Source organism: Parvibaculum sp. (assembly GCF_046297875.1).
Classification (GTDB): domain Bacteria; phylum Pseudomonadota; class Alphaproteobacteria; order Parvibaculales; family Parvibaculaceae; genus Parvibaculum.
Genome location: NZ_JBKBHD010000001.1, coordinates 2734403 through 2751168, shown reverse-complemented (window position 1 = coordinate 2751168; position 16766 = coordinate 2734403). Strand labels below are relative to the sequence as shown.

The window sequence follows — 16766 nt, the reverse complement described above, 5'->3', positions numbered from 1 at the left end:
GACCGTTCCTCCCTCAATGGCCCATCAGCTTTTCAAGCGCGCCGGGCTTGTCGTGAATGGCGAGCCGGTCGACGATGGTCTCGCTCGCCTCGTTGAGCCCGATGATCTCGACCGTCGCGCCATCCCGCCGGAACTTGAGCACCGCCATGTCGAGCGCGGCGACGCTGGAAATATCCCAGATATGCGCGCGGCTGACATCGATCACCACGCGCTCGAGCGCCTCCTTGAAATCGAAAGAGGCAAGGAAGTCATCCGCCGAGGCGAAGAAGATTTGCCCCTCGATCGTATAGACCCGCTCGCGCCCGTCTTCCGACAGCGTCGAGCGCACCCGGAAAATCTGCGCGATCTTCCAGGCGAAGAAGAGGCCGGAGAGCAGTACGCCCGCAAGCACGCCAAGCGCGAGATTGTGCGTGACGACGACCGTGACGACCGTTGCGACCATCACCACGGAGGAGCTACGCGGATGGTGGCGGAGATTGCGGATCGACGACCAGCTGAACGTGCCGATCGACACCATGATCATGATGGCGACCAGGGCTGCCATCGGGATCTGCTTCACCCAGTCGCCCAGCACCACGATCATGAAAAGCAGGAAAATGCCCGCGCAGAAACAGGAGAGCCGCCCGCGGCCGCCCGATTTAACATTGATGATCGACTGGCCGATCATGGCGCAGCCCGCCATGCCGCCGATAAAGCCTGTCGCCGTGTTGGCAAGGCCCTGGCCGATGCATTCCTGGTTCTTGTCGCTCGGCGTATCCGTCAGATCGTCAACGATTGACGCCGTCATCAGCGATTCGAGAAGGCCCACCGCCGCCACTGCCGCCGAATAGGGCAGGATGATCATGAGGGTTTCGAAATTGAGCGGTATGTTAGGAATGAGGAACACCGGCAGCGTCGATGGCAACTCGCCCATATGGCCTACCGTGCGGATATCGAAACCGAAATACATCGCCGCACCTGTCAGCACGACGATGCAGACCAGCGGCGACGGAATGGATTTGGTCAGCAACGGCAGGAGATAGATGATCCCGAGCCCGGCTGCGACCAGCGCATAGGTGAGCCAGGATACACCGATCAGCTCCGGCAATTGCGCGATGAAAATCAGGATCGCCAGCGCATTCACGAAGCCTGTCATGACCGAACGCGAAACGAAGCGCATCACATAGCCGAGCTTCAGAAAGCCTGCCGCGATCTGCATGAGGCCGGCAAGCACCGTGGCGGCGAGGAGAAATTCGAGCCCGTGCTGTTTGACGAGCGTCACCATCAGCACGGCGGTGGCCGCCGTCGCGGCGGAGATCATGCCGGGGCGCCCGCCCGTGAAGGCGATGATGACCGCGATGGAGAAGGAGGCATAAAGCCCGACCTTCGGATCGACGCCGGCGATGATCGAAAAGGCGATGGCTTCGGGAATGAGCGCCAGCGCGACAACGAGACCGGCGAGCACATCGCCGCGAATATTGCCGAACCACTGCTGGCGATAGGCGTCGAAGGAAAAGCTTGAAAAACGCAACAAGGGGGGATTCCGCAACAAAAGGAACACGCGCGGAACCTGAATGATTCCACGGCCTTGGGAGGCATTGAATGTGTAGTGGGTTATCCGGCGGATCAGCGGCCGGAGGAGCCACCCGGCCATCGCCGGGTCCAGTCGAGAGGCTGCTTGTTAGCGCGATTTATACTGCGGCGCAATATGAAAGGTGAGTGTCCGGTTATGGCACTGCTCCGCCCAGGCTCACCAGCACCTTGCCATGCCGTCCGCCCGCTTGCGCGCGGATAAGGGCTTCGCGGATGTCTTCGATGGCATAGACGCTGTCGACCGGCGCGTGGATCGTCCCGTTGGCGATGCCTGTAGCGAGTTCGGCATAGATCGCGCGGATTTTTTCAGGCGCGCGGCGACCCAGAAACCGCCCCAGCATGAAGCCGGTGAAGGTGACGCCCCGGAAGACGATTTCGCCGATGGGGATGTCGGCATTCGCGCCGGACATCGCGCCATAGGTGCAGACCGTGCCTTCTTCAGCGATCGCTTGCGCCATGCGGCCCGTGGCATCGCCCGCCACAGCGTCGAGCGCGAGGCGGATCGCTTCGCCGCCCGTCGCTTCCCTCACACGCGCGGGCAGATCGGGCCCGTCGGTGAGGCAGATATCGGCGCCGAGCGATTTCAGATCGGGGAACACATCCTCGCGCCGTGTGACATTGATCGTGCGAAGCCCGCGCGCCTTTGCGAGCGTGATGACGAGGCGGCCGACCGCGGAATTCGCGACATTCTGGATCACCCAGTCGCCGGGCTTCAAATCCACAATGTCGGAGAGAAGGAGAAGAGCGGTGGGCGGGTTGATGCGCAGCATCGCCGCCTGTCTGAGATCGAGGCCAGACGGGATCGGCACCGCATCGTCCGCCTTCACGCGGCGGCGCGATGCCCAGTTCTCCCGCGCGAGATTGATGACGAGATCGCCCGGCTTCGTGTGGCGAACGCCTTCGCCCACGGCAACGACACGGCCCACGCATTCCGCGCCCGGCGTTGCGGGCAGGGGAGGGCGGAGCCGATAGCCGCCGCGGCAGAAGCCGATATCGGCCGGATTGATCGGAAAGGCGATGACATCGAATACGACTTCATGCGCGCCCGGCGCGCCGACATCCGGCACCTCCACGCAACGCGCGACATCTTCCGGTACGCCATAATCGGATATGTCGATGCGCTTCATGTTGGCCCGCCTCCCGTCAAATGCCGCTTTCGCAGCAGTATGACGCCAAGGGAGTGCCTGCGCTATACGCCCTGAAAACCCACGAGCTTGCGCTGTGCCGGGTCCCAGAGCGCCAGCCGCGCGGTCATGAGGCTTTCGGCGATCGTCAGCCGGTTGATCGATTTGAGCGCCGGCATCGCATCGAGACACTCGCGCAAGCGGTAGTTCGGAATGTGGCTGCAGAGATGGTGGATGTGGTGGAGGCCGATATTGCCGGTGAACCAGGCGAGCACCGGCGGTAACACATAATAGGAGCTGCCGTTGAGCGCGCCGCTGTTGCGGTCCCATTGGCCGTTTCCGTCCCAGCTTGTGGTCTCGAACTGGTGCTGCACATAGAAAAGCCAGACGCCCATCGCGGCGGCGGCAACGAGAACCGGCACAACCATCACCAGGAAGTTCTGCCAGCCGAGAAGCGCGAGCAGCGCGCCATAGACGGCCAGCATCGCCAGATTGTGAAGCATCACGCTCGTCCACATTTCCCGTGCCGGCGTACGCAAGGTGAGCGGCAGGCGCTGCAGCAGCAGGAAGTGAACTGGCCCGCCAACCGCCAGCAGAAAGACGGGGTGCCGGTACACGCGATAGGCGAGGCGGCGGACCGGACTGAGCGCACGGTATTCATCCGTCGTCAGCGTGTTGATATCGCCGAAGCCGCGACGGTCCAGATTACCAGAAGAGGCATGGTGCAGCGCATGGAGCCGCCGCCAATAGGCATAAGGCGTAATGGTCAGAACGCTGATGATGCGCCCGGTGATGTCGTTTGCCCGCTTCGAAGCAAAGAACGATCCATGACCGCAATCATGCTGGATGACGAAGAAGCGGAGCGCAAACCCCGCCATCGGCACCGCCAGCAGCAGCGTCAGCCAGTAGCCGACGGAGAGACTGAAATACATCGCCGCCGAAAGCGCGATGAAGGGAAGGGCGGTAGTGGCGATCTGCCAGCTGGCACGGGCAAGGTCCGGCGTGCGGAAGCGCGCGCAATGGGCAGCAAATTCATCGATACGTGTATGCATGACAACCGTGCCCCTTGAGAGGGCCTTCTCGTTCGAGTTTTCCGAAAGGCGCGAATACCCCGGACGGGGCACCGCGTAGAAAGGTGTGCCGCACTTGGCGAGCACTTGTCGATAGTGGATGACCGGCTCAGTTGCCGCGCGCGCTGGCGACCATATGTTCAAGGCGGTCTTCATCCGCCATGCCGGGGAAGACGGTGCCGCCCGCAACGAAGGCCGGTGTGCCCTCGATGCCGAGCGCCTCGGCAAGCGCGTAGGTGCGGCTCACCTGGTCGGCAAAGGCCGGGTCTTCCATGTCCTTGCGCATCTTCTTCACATCGAGCCCGGCCTTTTTCGCAATGGCGTCGATGGCCGCACTGTCGAGGTCGCCCTTGTGCGCATAAAGGCCTGCATGCATGTCCATGTAGCGGCCCTGTTTCCTGGCCGCCATCGCGGCCTTCGCCGCTTCGAGCGAGGCCGGCCCCAGGATCGGAAATTCCTTCAGCACGAGACGGACATTTCCGTCCTTCTTCACGAAATCCATCAGCGGTACGAAGCTCCGCTTGCAATAGCCGCAGCGGTAATCGAAGAACTCGACAATGGTGACGTCGCCTTCCGGATTGCCGGCGACATAATCGCCGGGGTCGGAATAGAGCGCCTGCGCATGTTCGGCGAGCGCCGCCCGCGTTTGCGCAAGTTTGGCGTCGTCGTGGCGCCGCTCGAGTTCCTCGAAGGCCTTGACCAGAACTTCCGGGTTCTCGATCAGATAGTCATGGATGATGCGTTCGATCTCGGCTTTCGCCTTGTCGTCGAACTGCGCCGGTTGCGCATGGACGGCAAGCGGCGCAAGGAGAAGGAGGGCGAAAATGGCCGTGCGAAGGTAAGCGATCATTTGTCTCGTCTTTTGAGAGGATAGGGAGTGCGTCAGCCGCGCCGTTCCGGGTTCGGCTGCATCGCAATGTCCTGCGCGCGCAACCATTCGGGGCTGCCCTTTGCGAGCTGGCGCATGGCGCGATCCGCATGGGCCTTTGCCTGCTGCACCCGGCCGAGCGAGTCGTAATATTGCGCGGTGGAAAGCTCCGCCATGCCGATATTGTCGAGCTGACCATAAGCAATGGAAAGCTGATAATAGGCATAGGGCTGGTTGCCGCCGCTGGCCGCGGTATTGAGATGGGCGATGGCCTTTTCCGTGGTTTCCCTGTCGCCGCGCGCTGCAAGCGCCCGGCCATATCCCAGGTGAAGCTGGTGGTCCTGCGGCTTCAGGCGCACGGCCTCGCTATAGGAGGTGATGGCGTCCTCCACCTGTCCGCTCTCGAAATAAATCTGGCCCTGAACTTCCCGGACATAGGGGTTCTTCGGCTCCTGCTCGAGAAGCGGCGCAAGTTCGGTCATGGCGCGGTCGAGCTGCCCCGTGCGGTGATAGGCGACGGATCGTGCATAATGCGCGTAGGGGCTCGTGTCCGACGCCGGGTAGCGGCGGAACACCACATTCGGATCGTCGAGAAAGCCGTAGATCTTCGCCTGCACCATCTTGAAGGTGTGGACGCGCTCGGGCGGATCGGGCTTGTCGTAATAGGGCGATTCCTTCACCCGCGCTTCGAGTGCCGAATAGCGCGCGCCGGACATGGGATGCGAGCGCGCATAAGGGTCCTGCCGGTTGGCGGACAGAAGCTCCTGATCGCGCATCGAGGCGAAGAGATCGAGCATTCCCTTGCCGGACAGTCCCGCGCGCTGCAGGAAGGTCGCGCCTGCCTGGTCCGCGCTTGCTTCCTGTTCGCGGGTGAAGGCAAGCAGGCTCCGCGTTGCGAGATGCTGGCTGCCCATGATGAGCGCCATGCCGGCATCGCCCGCACCGGCGGCAATGGCGCCGACACCGAGGATCATCGATGCCATGACCGGCATCGACATGTTCTCGAATTCCTCGCGGCGCTTCACGAGATGGCCGCCGGACATATGGCCGATTTCGTGCGCGATGACGCCCATGAGTTCGCCCGGCGAATTCACGGTCGTTATGAGGCCGGTATGGAAGAACATTTGCTGGCCGCCGGCAACGAAGGCGTTGAGATTGCGGTCGTTGACCAGATGGATTTTTACTGCAGCCGGGTCGATGCCCGCAGCGCGCAACAGCGGGTCCGAATATTCGCGCAACATGGCTTCGGTTTCAGCATCGCTGACGATTCGGATGCCCTGCGCTTCCGCCGGGGCGGCAAGCAGGGCGCAGAAAGAAAGCGCGACGGCGAGGGCAACGCCCTGAATGGCCGCCCGGAAGCCCTTGATCGAACTGGAAAATACCATTCGTACTGAACCCGTGTTCGGGGCACGATGCCCCGCTCCTGCGTTCCCGCCCTCGCCGGCTGCCGCTTTGTTGACGCCGCGGCTTGATCGCGACTAAACGGTAGGGGTGGGACACACTACCGTCAATCGTGCCGATTTTTGCAGTTCCTCTGCAGATACGGCAAAACCCGCGGAATCCGGCGCTTGAGGAACCAGTGAAAGACGACATGCCTGAAAATCATATGAACGCCGGATTGTGGTTAAACTTTGAAGCCGGGCGCGGCCGGAAGCTGGTGCCGCTCGTACTGGCGGCCTCACTGGGGCTTGCAGCCTGCGCTGACGATGGTCCGCGCGATCCGGTTCGCGGCACGGCGGTCAGCCACGGCGTCGAAACGCAGCCCGAGCGTCAGGCCCGCATGACGGGCCGGACGGGCAGGGACAGCCTGCTTGCACCCGGTTTTTCAGGCGCCGCGGTGGCGGACGAGCCCGCAGCTGCACTCGCTGCCCGGCAGGTTCTGGAACAGGGTGGAAATGCGGCGGATGCGGCTGCGGCGATCTATTTCACGCTGTCGGTCACCTATCCGGCGGCAGCCGGCCTTGGCGGTGGCGGTATCTGCCTCGTACATGGCGCCGGCGAGAAAACGGTTGAGACCGTTTCCTTCCTTGCATCGCGCCCGCGCGGCGGCGGCGCCGTCGCCGTTCCCGGCAATGTGCGTGGCTTTGCCTATATCCATTCCCGCTATGGCAAGGCGGCCTGGTCGTCCGTCGTTGCTCCCGCCGAACGGCTGGCAGCCACCGGCAGTTCCGTGTCGCGCGCAGGCGCGGCCCAGTTCGCCATCGCCTCCAGCATCATCGGCGCCTCACCTTCGCTTTCCAATGTATTTGCGCCGCAAGGGCGTGTCGCAAGCGAGCGCGACCTGCTCACGCAACTTGAACTCTCCACGACCCTCGGTCAGATACGCGCGCGCGGCGCGGCGGGCTTTTATACCGGCCCCGTCGCAAGGCGGCTTGCGGACGCGGTGCGCGACGCGGGCGGCAACCTCGACGAGAGCGATCTTGCGGATTACAGGCCTATCGTCAGCACGGCGCAAAGCGCCGATCACGGGCCAATGAGGGTCTGGTTTCCTTCGGCCGAACTTGGAGCCGGTGTTTTTGCCGCCGAACTCTGGCGTGAAGGCGCGACGGCAAATGCCACGGAACTTTCCGCGCTGGCAGACAAGACGGCCGCTCGCCTCGGCGCTGCTTCGCCCTCCGGGGTCAATCATGGCGCGACCACCTTCGCCGCGATGGACCGCAATGGCGGTGCCGTCGCCTGCGCCGTCACCATGAACGGACTTTTTGGCGCAGCAAAAATTGCAGGCGATACCGGCGTCGCGCTTGCGGCAAGCCCGGTCGGTGCGGCTGGCCTCGCTTCGGTCTATCTCTCGCCCATTCTCGTGACGGGTCCAAGCGGCGAAATCGTGCGTCTGTCGGTGTCGGGGGCCGGCGCGCCAAAAGGCGCAGCGGCGGCGCAGCATATCGCTCGCAACTTCACGTCTGCAGAGGCGGCGCAGGCTGCAATCGGTGCCGGTATCGCCGACCTTGCTTCACCGGTGAATGCCATCGGCTGTCCTGCGGGTGTCGGCGCGGCAAGCTGTGTCCTTGAAAGCAACCCGCAAGGTTTCGGCATGGGCGTGACCGGATTTTCCGCCGTGAATTGAGGCGGAAAGCCCAAAAATAAAGGCCCGGAGCGAACTCCGGGCCTTTTGTTTTGCCTGAGGCAAAAGGTCAGCGGCGCTGCCACCAGCCTCGTTTCGACGACGCCTTTGGCTCGCCGGCGTCGGGCCGTGCCTCGCCGACCATCGGGATATCGGCTTCCGCCTCGGCCATTTCGATGACGGGTTCGAGTGCGGCTTCATCTTCTTCGTCGTCATCGTCGGCGGTCTCGGGAAGATCGGCGCTTTCGCTTTCCTCGTCGCCCATCGCCTCGGCGGCATCCTGCACGCTTTCGGTGTAGGCACCTTCCTGGGCTGCTTCCGCATCCCAGGTTTCCTCATCGTCGTTATCTTCTCCATCGCCGTTACGCGAATAGGACAGAAGCACGGGCGCTTCGCCCGTTGCGAGCGGCTCGCCGGATTCGAACTCGTCGGCAGCCTCGTCGCTCAGGATCGCATCGCCATCCACATCCGCAATGGCGCCTTCGATCGGGTTGCCATTCGCATCCTCGTCCTGGCGGCGGCGATTGCGGCGGCCGCCACGGCGGCCACGGCGGCGGCGCTTGCGCGGCTGGCCATCGGCATCGAGCTGCTCGTCCTCGTCGCGCGCCTGCGTCGAGGCTTCACCTTCGGCGGCGCCTTCTTCGTCGCGGTCTTCTTCGTCTTCGTCACTATCGGCCTGATCGCGGGGTTCATTCTCGCCGCGCGCTTCGGTCTCGCCATTGCGCTTGCCGCCACGGCGGCGGCGGCGCTTGCGGCGGCGCTGGCCGTCGCCCCGCTCGTCATTCTTGTCTTCCGGGGCACTGCGCGTTGAGGCTTCGGATTCTTCCTCTTCCTCGTCGCTTTCGTCCTCGATCTCGGCGGCTTCGGGCTCTTCCTCGTCGGAATAGCCACTCTCGGCATTGATTGCGCCCTGCGCCGGACGCGTACGGGTCAGCGCACGGGCCTCGGCGAGTTCGACCTTGTGATCGGAGCCGGCAAGCGTCGGATCCGCTTCGACATAGACCGAGACGCCATAGCGTTCCTCGACATCGAGCAGGTTTGCGCGCTTCTGGTTCAGGATGTAGATCGCCGTTTCTGCCGGCACCTTGATCGTGAATGCGGCAGCACGGCCCTTGATGGCTTCCGCCTCGACGCTGCGCAACACATGCAGCGCCATCGACTCGACCGATCGCACAAGGCCGGTGCCCGAGCAATGCGGGCAAATGACGGTCGAGCCCTCGAGAACGCCCGATCGCATGCGCTGGCGCGACATTTCGAGTAGGCCGAAATGGCTGATGCGCCCCACCTGAATGCGGGCGCGATCATATTTCAGGCATTCCTTGAGCTTGCGCTCGACCGCACGATTGTTGCGGTTCTCGTCCATGTCGATGAAGTCGATCACGATGAGGCCCGCAAGGTCGCGCAGCCGCATCTGCCGTGCGATCTCTTCGGCCGCTTCGAGATTGGTCTTGAGCGCCGTCTGCTCGATGTTCCGTTCCTTGGTGGAGCGGCCGGAGTTCACGTCGATGGAAACAAGGGCTTCCGTCGGATTGATGACGACATAACCGCCAGATTTCAGCGTGACAGTCGGGTTCAGCATCGAGTCGAGCTGCTGCTCGATCTGGAACTTCTGGAAGAGCGGCTGCTTTTCCTTGTAGGGCTGCACATTCTTCGCATGGCTCGGCATGAGCATGCGCATGAAGTTCTTGGCTTCCTTGTAGCCTTCATCGCCCTCGATCTGGACCGTGTCGATGTCCTTGTCGTAAAGATCGCGGATCGAACGCTTGATGAGGCTGCCTTCCTCATAGACGAGGGCGGGCGCCGTCGATTTCAGCGTCAGCTCGCGCACGCTTTCCCACATGCGCAGCAGATATTCGTAGTCGCGCTTGATTTCCGCCTTGGTACGCTTTGCGCCTGCGGTGCGGACAATGAGGCCCATGCCTTCCGGCACATCGAGCGTTTCCGCGATTGCCTTGAGCTTCTTGCGGTCCGCCGCCACGGTGATCTTGCGCGAAATGCCGCCGCCCCGCGCCGTGTTCGGCATGAGGACGCAATAGCGGCCCGCAAGCGAGAGATAGGTGGTCAGCGCGGCGCCCTTGTTGCCACGCTCTTCCTTTACGACCTGCACGAGCAGGATCTGGCGCCGCTTGATGACTTCCTGAATCTTGTAGGAGCGGTAGTTGATACGCTGTTTGCGCGGGGCCGCTTCTTCCATCGCGTCTTCCGCGCCCACGCTTTCGATGGTTTCATCGGAGACGACCGTTTCGGTCTCGCCGCGGTCGGGCATGCCGTTGTCGTCTTCGGCGTCGTCGCCTTCTTCGGCGTCTGCTTTCGCCTCGCCGTCCTTCGGTGCGGATTTATCGGCCGCGGCCTCTTCCTCCGCTTCCTCTTCTTCGTCCTCGCGGCGCGCCTCGTCGGCCTGCTGTTTCAGCAGGGCTTCGCGGTCCGCAACCGGAATCTGGTAATAATCGGGATGGATTTCGCTGAAGGCGAGGAAGCCATGCCGGTTGCCGCCATATTCGATGAACGCCGCCTGGAGCGACGGTTCAACGCGGGTCACCTTGGCAAGATAGATATTTCCTCGAAGCTGCTTCCTGTTTTCTGACTCGAAATCGAATTCTTCAACGCGATTGCCGCTGACGACCACAACCCGGGTTTCTTCCGGGTGGGCCGCATCGATCAACATTTTCTTTCCCATAAGGGTGTTCTCCGGGGCGCAAACCGTCGCGAGCGGTCCGTCGCAAAATCATGCGTCCGGCAAGCCGCGCAACCGCGCCTGTTGTTCTGGTCCTGCCGGTCGCGTCGGCACCTTGATGGCGCGGCGCGGCGGCGGACGGGTTCTGTGATGAAGGGGCGGGGACAACCCGCGCGGCCCGACACGCAACCGGTGCGTGGCCCGCTGCGGGAAATTCCCGTCGCGCCGGCCGGTCGGCTTGCTGTCTGACTGCGTCGTGCATCTCTACCTTTGGTGCACCCATCAAGACGCCGGGTGCCGGCGGGGCCCGCCCTTCGCCGCGCCAGTAAGAGGCGGCGGGGGGAGCAAGAACTTGTCGATTGCGCATTTCGGCATCGCCCCACGGCAATTGCCTTGACGGGGAAATGGCCGGGCCCGCGCCGCCCGCTTCCGGTTTGCCCCTTGGGGCGGGACCGGCGCGCAACTCTTGCCCGAAATCAATGGTCCGGCTGCAGAGCCTGTCTGCGGTCCGGTCAAGCCGGATGGTCCTGTGGACGGGATACGGCTGGAAACCGGTTTTACCTTTTGCGGCTCTGATTTGGCAAGCGGCGCGGTGTGCGTCTCTCCAAATCGCCAATTGTGCCGTTATTAACCATTCTACCCATTGAAACTTCGTAAATTTTGGACGTGGTAACCAATTTTGAAGTAATCTGAGGCAAATACTGATTTGGGTTGCTTTGAATACCGCAGCTTGCCGCGTCTGCGGACCGGTATTTCGGGAAGGGGCCGCAGGGGGCCAACGCCTTCGAGCGGCGGGTGTGCATGAGTTTGGCTGGCATTCGCAGGAATTGGGGACGGATCGGCGCGCGATGGGCCATCGCGGGCATTTTTGCGCTTGCGCCTGTACCAGCGGCCAATGCCGATCAGATCAACGACCTCAACGATCTGGTTCGGCAGCTTGAGGCCGACCTGCGGGCGGGAGACGCCGCGGCCGCAAATGATGCACTCTCCACGGGCGCGCTTGGCGCGGGCGCGGTTCCGGTGCCGCCCGGCGCGCAGCCTGGGACGGGAGGGGCGGGCGTAACCTCGATCCGCCTCGGCGAGCGCGGCGATCAGACCCGCTTCGTCATGGAATTCGCAGGCGAGGCGGCGGCGGAGTATCGCATCTTCACGCTGGCGGAACCCTATCGCGTCGTCATCGACATCAAAGGCGTCCCTTTCAATCTCGCCGAAAGTCCGGCCATCAAGAACCTTGGCGTCGTGACCGGCTACCGCTACGGCCGTTTCGAGGCGGACACCTGGCGCGTGGTCATCGATACGGCCCAGCCTGTTGAACTGGCAAGCAATTTTGTACTCGACCCGCAGGCAGGCTTTGGCCGCCGCGTCGTGCTTGATCTCGCCCCGACCGATGCAACGACCTTCAATCGCACTGCGGGCCTGCCCGACCGCGCGCCGGACGCCGCAGATGCCGCTGCAGAACTCGCCGCCGTTGCCGCCGTCCCCATGAGCCCGCCCGCACAGCGCGTCGAGCGCCGCCGCGTCGTGGTGATCGATGCCGGACATGGCGGTGTCGATCCGGGCGCCCTTGGCAGCTCCGGCGTGAAGGAAAAGAACGTGACGCTCGCTTTCGCCCGGCAATTTGCCGAGGAATTGCGCGCGACTGGCCGCTATGAGGTGCACCTCACGCGCGATGGCGACATTTTCATCCCGCTGCGCGAGCGCGTGGCGATTGCCCGCCGCCACAAGGCGGACCTCTTCATTTCGGTCCATGCAGATGCGATCCAGCGGCCGGATGTGCGGGGCCTCTCGGTCTACACCCTTTCGGAAACCGCCTCCGACGCGGAAGCGGCCGCGCTTGCCCGCAATGAAAACCAGGCGGACCTTATCGCCGGCCTCGACCTTCAGGGCGAAACGCCGGAAGTAACAGGTATCCTGATCGATCTCGCCCAGCGCGAAACCAAGAACTATTCCTCCCGCTTCGCCAGATCGCTGGTCGACTATGCCAGCCAGCAGACCAAGACGCTCGACCCGGCGCATCGTTTCGCGGGCTTCGTGGTCCTGAAGGCACCGGATGTGCCGTCGGTTCTTGTCGAACTCGGCTTCCTGACGAACCGCGACGACGAGAAACTTCTCACCTCCACGGCCTGGCGAGCCGGTATGGCAAAAACCATGTCCCGCGCGGTCGACCGCTATTTTGGCGACCGCATGGCAGAGATGCCGAACTGACACCAGCCAATGCAGGAACTGGCAACGCATTATTGGTAAATGCAGCTTTACCTTGATTGCCAATGCGCGCAGCCGGATGTCGTTTTGCTGCCTCGGGCGTGCCATAATTGATCATTAGAGGGCAACGGGGCGGAAATGTTGTGCGAGTGGGGGCGGAGCACCCGATGCTGAAAGTTCTTTCGATCGTTGCGGCGGTCATTCTGGTGCTGCTGACAGGCGGCCTGATGGCCGGTGGCTATATGGTCTGGCGCCTCAATCAGGATCTGCCGGACTACACGAAGCTTGCCAATTACGAGCCGCCGGTAATGACGCGCGTTCATGCGGGCGACGGCGAACTGATCGGCGAATTCGCCCGCGAGCGCCGTCTCTACGTACCGATCAGCGCCATCCCGCCGCGCGTGGTCGAGGCTTTTCTGGCTGCCGAGGACAAGAATTTCTACAGCCATGGCGGCGTAGACGCGACGGGCATCGTCCGCGCGATGATCGACAACATCTCCAACGTGATGAACGACCGCCGTCTCGTCGGCGCTTCGACCATCACGCAGCAGGTGGCCAAGAACTTCCTTCTGTCCTCCGACGTCACCTTCGATCGGAAGCTGAAGGAGGCACTGATCGCCTTCCGGCTTGAGCAGGCCTTTTCCAAGGACCGCATCCTCGAGCTCTATCTCAATGAAATCTATCTCGGGATCGGCGCCTATGGCGTCGCTGCCGCCGCGCTCAACTATTTCGGCAAGTCGCTGGATGAGCTGACGATCGCCGAGGCGGCCTATCTTGCGACGTTGCCCAAGGCGCCGAACAACTATCATCCCTACCGCTTCCGCGAACGCGCCATCGCCCGGCGGAACTGGGTCATCGCCCGCATGGCGGAAGAGCGTTTCATCACACAATACGAAGCGGCGGAGGCTCGCGCCTCGGACCTCGATGTTTCGATCCGCGCCCGCGGGGTGCAGATGCGCGATGCCAATTACTTCGTGGAACAGGTGCGCCGCGAACTGCTCGCCATTTATGGTGAGGAGAAGCTTTATGGCGGCGGGCTGTCGGTGCGAACCACCATCGACACGAGGTTGCAGGAAATCGTTGCAAGCGAACTCCGCGAAGGTCTTATCGCCTATGACAGGCGCTATGGCTGGCGCGGCCCGGTGCGCACGCTGGAAGAGGGCGAGAACTGGCAGGAGGCGCTCGCCGCCATGCCCGTGCCCTCCGATATGGAGCCCTGGACGCTTGCGACCGTGCTGGCCGTGAAGGCGGATGAAATCGAAGTCGGTCTTCGCCCGCTCCGCCAGCCGGACGGCAAATTCTCGACCGAAGTGATGAGGGCGAAAGTTCCCTTCTCCACGATGCGCTGGGCGCGCAAGAACGTGAACGAGGTCTATCTCGGTCCGGAAATCTCACGGCCTTCGGAAGTCGTGTCGGTGGGCGATGTGATCTGGGTATCGCCCGTTTTCGGCGACGAGAAGAAGAACGCCACGCATTACGCGCTCGAACAGATGCCCGCCGTGAACGGCGCCGCAGTTGCGATGGACCCGCATACAGGCCGCGTTCTCGCCATGCAGGGTGGCTTGAGCTTCGGCATGTCGGAATTCAACCGTGCGGTGCAGGCGCTGCGCCAGCCCGGTTCCTCCTTCAAGCCCTTCGTCTATGCAGCCGCCCTCGACAAGGGATTCACGCCGTCTTCGCTGGTGCTCGACGCGCCTTTTGTGCTCGATCAGGGTGGCGACCTCGGCCTATGGAAGCCGGAGAACTACGAGCGAAAATTCCACGGCCCCTCGACGCTGCGCTTCGGTCTTGAACATTCCCGCAACCTGATGACGGTGCGCCTCGCGCAATATGTCGGCCCGGAAACCGTTTCCGCCTATGCGCGTCGCTACGGCATAGCCGACAACATGCCGCCTGTGCTTTCCATGTCGCTTGGCGCTGGCGAGACGACGCTCATGCGCATGGTCGGCGCCTATGCGATCCTCGACAATGGTGGCAAGCGAGTCACACCGACGCTGGTTGATCGCGTACAAGACCGTTTCGGCCGTACCGTCTTCCGCAAGGATGAGCGGTCCTGTTCTGCCTGTACGCAGGATTGGGAAGAGGCGCTGGCTGAGGCTGCGCGCCGCAACCCGGCGAACCCCGAACCTGTGATGCCGCCCGAACTGCCGGACAATCGCGAACAGGTCGGCAATCCGCAAACGGCCTATCAGGTAACGTCAATGCTCGAAGGCGCGGTGCTGCGCGGCACGGGCGGCGCAGCGCGCAAGGTCGGCGTGCCGCTTGCCGGCAAGACAGGCACCACGAATGATGGCAAGGATGCCTGGTTCATCGGCTACTCGCCCAATCTTGTGGTCGGCATCTATATCGGCTTCGACGAGCCGCGCCCGCTCGGCCGTGCAGAAACCGGCGGCCGTGCGGCGGCGCCGGTATTCGCAAACATCATGCAGCGCGCGATCGGCAACAAGCCGGCCGTTCCCTTCCGTGTACCGCCTGGCATTTCGCTTGTGAAGGTGAATGCGAAGACGGGCAAGCTCGCCGATGGCGAGGGCTCGGGCATCATTCTCGAGGCCTTCAAGCAGGGCACCGAGCCGCAACTCTCTTCCTCGGCGCCCGGCGTCAGCCTGTTCGGCAATGTGCCTCTGGTGGCCGACGAAGAGATTGGCGCCTTCGAGGAGGCTGTCCTCGATGGCGGGGAGGATCTGCCGCCCGGCATGATGGATCCCGTCAACGATAATCCGCAGGCGGACGGCCTGCGGGGGCCGGACGGCGCGACACTGCCCTTCGGCGTTGCGATTCCCGAAGGCGGCGTGCCGACGGAGCGCATCCCCGGTGCGGGCGGCGAGGAGCCGGAACCACGCCGCGGCCTTGCTGCGGGCGGCGGGCAGGGCGGCGATATCGGCGAAGGCACGGGCGGGCTCTACTGACATACGACGCGATCATTCTGGGTGCGGGCGGGGCAGGGCTCTTCTGCGCCATGACGGCGGGCAGGCGCGGGCGTCGTGCGCTCGTCATCGACCATGCGAAAAAGCCCGCCGAGAAAATCCGCATCTCCGGCGGCGGGCGCTGCAACTTCACCAATATCCACGCAAGCGGAAAGAACTTCCTGTCGGACAATCCGCATTTCTGCCTTTCGGCGCTGGCGGGCTTCAAGCCGGCGGATTTCATCGCGCTGGTGGAGCGCCACGGCATCGCCTGGCACGAAAAGACGCTGGGGCAGCTTTTCTGCGACGGCTCCTCTCAACAGATCATCGACATGCTGCTTGCTGAATGCGCGAAGGCGGGCGTCACCATCTCGCTTGAGACGGAGATCAGGAGCGTCGCGAAGGGCGAGGCTGGCTTCACCGTCGAAACATCGAAGGGGCGCTTCGCCGCGCCTGCGCTCGTCGTCGCGACGGGCGGCAAGTCGATCCCGAAAATGGGTGCGACGGGCCTTGCCTATGACATCGCGCGGCAATTCGGCCTCGGCCTCGTGCCGCCGCGCCCCGCGCTCGTGCCCTTCACCTTCGGGCCCGATCTGCGCGAGGCGCTGGAAGGGCTATCCGGCGTCTCGGTCGATGCGGTGGTCTCGCATGGCAAGACGCGCTTTGCCGAGGCGCTGCTCTTCACCCATCGCGGGCTTTCGGGCCCGGCCATCCTGCAGATATCGTCCTATTGGCGCGAGGGCGACGAGATCGTCATCGACATGGCGCCGGGCCGCGACGTGCTGGCGGAGTTGAAAGAGGCGCGCAAGGCAACGCCGAAACAGGAAATCGCGACCGCGCTCGCGCGTATCCTCCCGAAAAGCCTCGCCGAGAATGTCGCCCGCCGCGCGGGCGTGGAAGGCCGCCTCGCGGACCTCTCGGACAGGAAGCTCGAAGCGGCGGCGAACCTCGTCAACCGCTGGCGCGTGAAACCCTCGGGCACCGAAGGCTACCGCACGGCGGAAGTCACCGCCGGCGGCGTCGACACGCGCGACCTCTCCTCGCAGACGATGGAAGCGCGAAACGTCCCCGGCCTCTACTTCATCGGCGAAGCCGTGGACGTCACCGGCCACCTCGGCGGCTTCAACTTCCAATGGGCCTGGGCATCGGGCTTCGCGGCGGGGAGGGCGCTCTAATTCAAGTTGTCATTGCCGGGCTTGACCCGGCAATCCAGTAGCCGCCGAAAGGCGGCGTCAATCTTCGAAAAATCCATCTTCGCAATCGGCGTTGTTTCGTCCCCCGCCCTGGATGCC

At 63.4% G+C, this 16766-nt stretch carries 10 protein-coding genes and 1 other annotated feature; of the genes, 4 read left to right on the top strand and 6 right to left on the bottom strand.

The features are described 5' to 3' along the window. Positions 1 to 13: 13 nt before the first annotated feature. From ACK4FH_RS13600 to ACK4FH_RS13580, 5 genes are all read right to left on the bottom strand, one after another. Positions 14 to 1510: a SulP family inorganic anion transporter gene (locus tag ACK4FH_RS13600; protein ID WP_409815320.1), complete on the bottom strand. Its 1497-nt coding sequence runs from the start codon at positions 1508 to 1510 to the stop codon at positions 14 to 16. Between the two features lie 81 nt (positions 1511 to 1591). Continuing rightward, positions 1592 to 1646 (bottom strand) — a sequence feature (sul1 is cis-regulatory element that is thought to sense ions involved in sulfur or methionine metabolism; They are found in Alphaproteobacteria). Positions 1647 to 1706: 60 nt separating this feature from the next. After that, positions 1707 to 2699, bottom strand: coding sequence for a zinc-dependent alcohol dehydrogenase family protein (locus ACK4FH_RS13595; protein WP_409814620.1), 993 nt, complete (start codon positions 2697 to 2699; stop codon positions 1707 to 1709). Positions 2700 to 2761: 62 nt separating this feature from the next. Next, positions 2762 to 3748: a fatty acid desaturase gene (locus tag ACK4FH_RS13590; RefSeq protein WP_409814618.1), complete on the bottom strand. Its 987-nt coding sequence runs from the start codon at positions 3746 to 3748 to the stop codon at positions 2762 to 2764. A 127-nt stretch (positions 3749 to 3875) separates the two neighbouring features. Continuing rightward, positions 3876 to 4616: a DsbA family protein gene (locus tag ACK4FH_RS13585; RefSeq protein WP_409814616.1), complete on the bottom strand. Its 741-nt coding sequence runs from the start codon at positions 4614 to 4616 to the stop codon at positions 3876 to 3878. A 32-nt stretch (positions 4617 to 4648) separates the two neighbouring features. Continuing rightward, a complete protein-coding gene (locus tag ACK4FH_RS13580; RefSeq protein ID WP_409814614.1) occupies positions 4649 to 6019 on the bottom strand; it encodes a M48 family metalloprotease in 1371 nt (456 codons plus the stop codon). A 272-nt stretch (positions 6020 to 6291) separates the two neighbouring features. Here ACK4FH_RS13580 and ACK4FH_RS13575 point away from each other — a divergent pair, with 272 nt between their 5' ends. After that, positions 6292 to 7698 carry a gamma-glutamyltransferase gene (locus ACK4FH_RS13575; RefSeq protein ID WP_409814611.1) on the top strand — a complete coding sequence of 469 codons (1407 nt, stop codon included), beginning with the start codon at positions 6292 to 6294 and terminating at the stop codon, positions 7696 to 7698. Positions 7699 to 7765: 67 nt separating this feature from the next. Here the strand turns inward: ACK4FH_RS13575 and ACK4FH_RS13570 are convergent, their stop codons facing one another. Then, a complete protein-coding gene (locus tag ACK4FH_RS13570; protein ID WP_409814608.1) occupies positions 7766 to 10372 on the bottom strand; it encodes an Rne/Rng family ribonuclease in 2607 nt (868 codons plus the stop codon). A 798-nt stretch (positions 10373 to 11170) separates the two neighbouring features. On the opposite strand from ACK4FH_RS13570, the gene ACK4FH_RS13565 reads away from it, so the two are divergent. The 3 genes from ACK4FH_RS13565 to ACK4FH_RS13555 all read left to right on the top strand — a co-directional run bounded on the left by ACK4FH_RS13565 (position 11171) and on the right by ACK4FH_RS13555 (position 16649). Next, positions 11171 to 12574 carry an N-acetylmuramoyl-L-alanine amidase gene (locus ACK4FH_RS13565; protein WP_409814606.1) on the top strand — a complete coding sequence of 468 codons (1404 nt, stop codon included), beginning with the start codon at positions 11171 to 11173 and terminating at the stop codon, positions 12572 to 12574. Between the two features lie 164 nt (positions 12575 to 12738). Continuing rightward, positions 12739 to 15477, top strand: a complete 2739-nt coding sequence (locus ACK4FH_RS13560; RefSeq protein WP_409814604.1) for a penicillin-binding protein 1A — start codon at positions 12739 to 12741, stop codon at positions 15475 to 15477. Further along, positions 15474 to 16649, top strand: coding sequence for an NAD(P)/FAD-dependent oxidoreductase (locus ACK4FH_RS13555; RefSeq protein ID WP_409815318.1), 1176 nt, complete (start codon positions 15474 to 15476; stop codon positions 16647 to 16649). Before ACK4FH_RS13560 ends, ACK4FH_RS13555 begins: the two co-directional genes overlap by 4 nt. Positions 16650 to 16766: the final 117 nt, after the last annotated feature.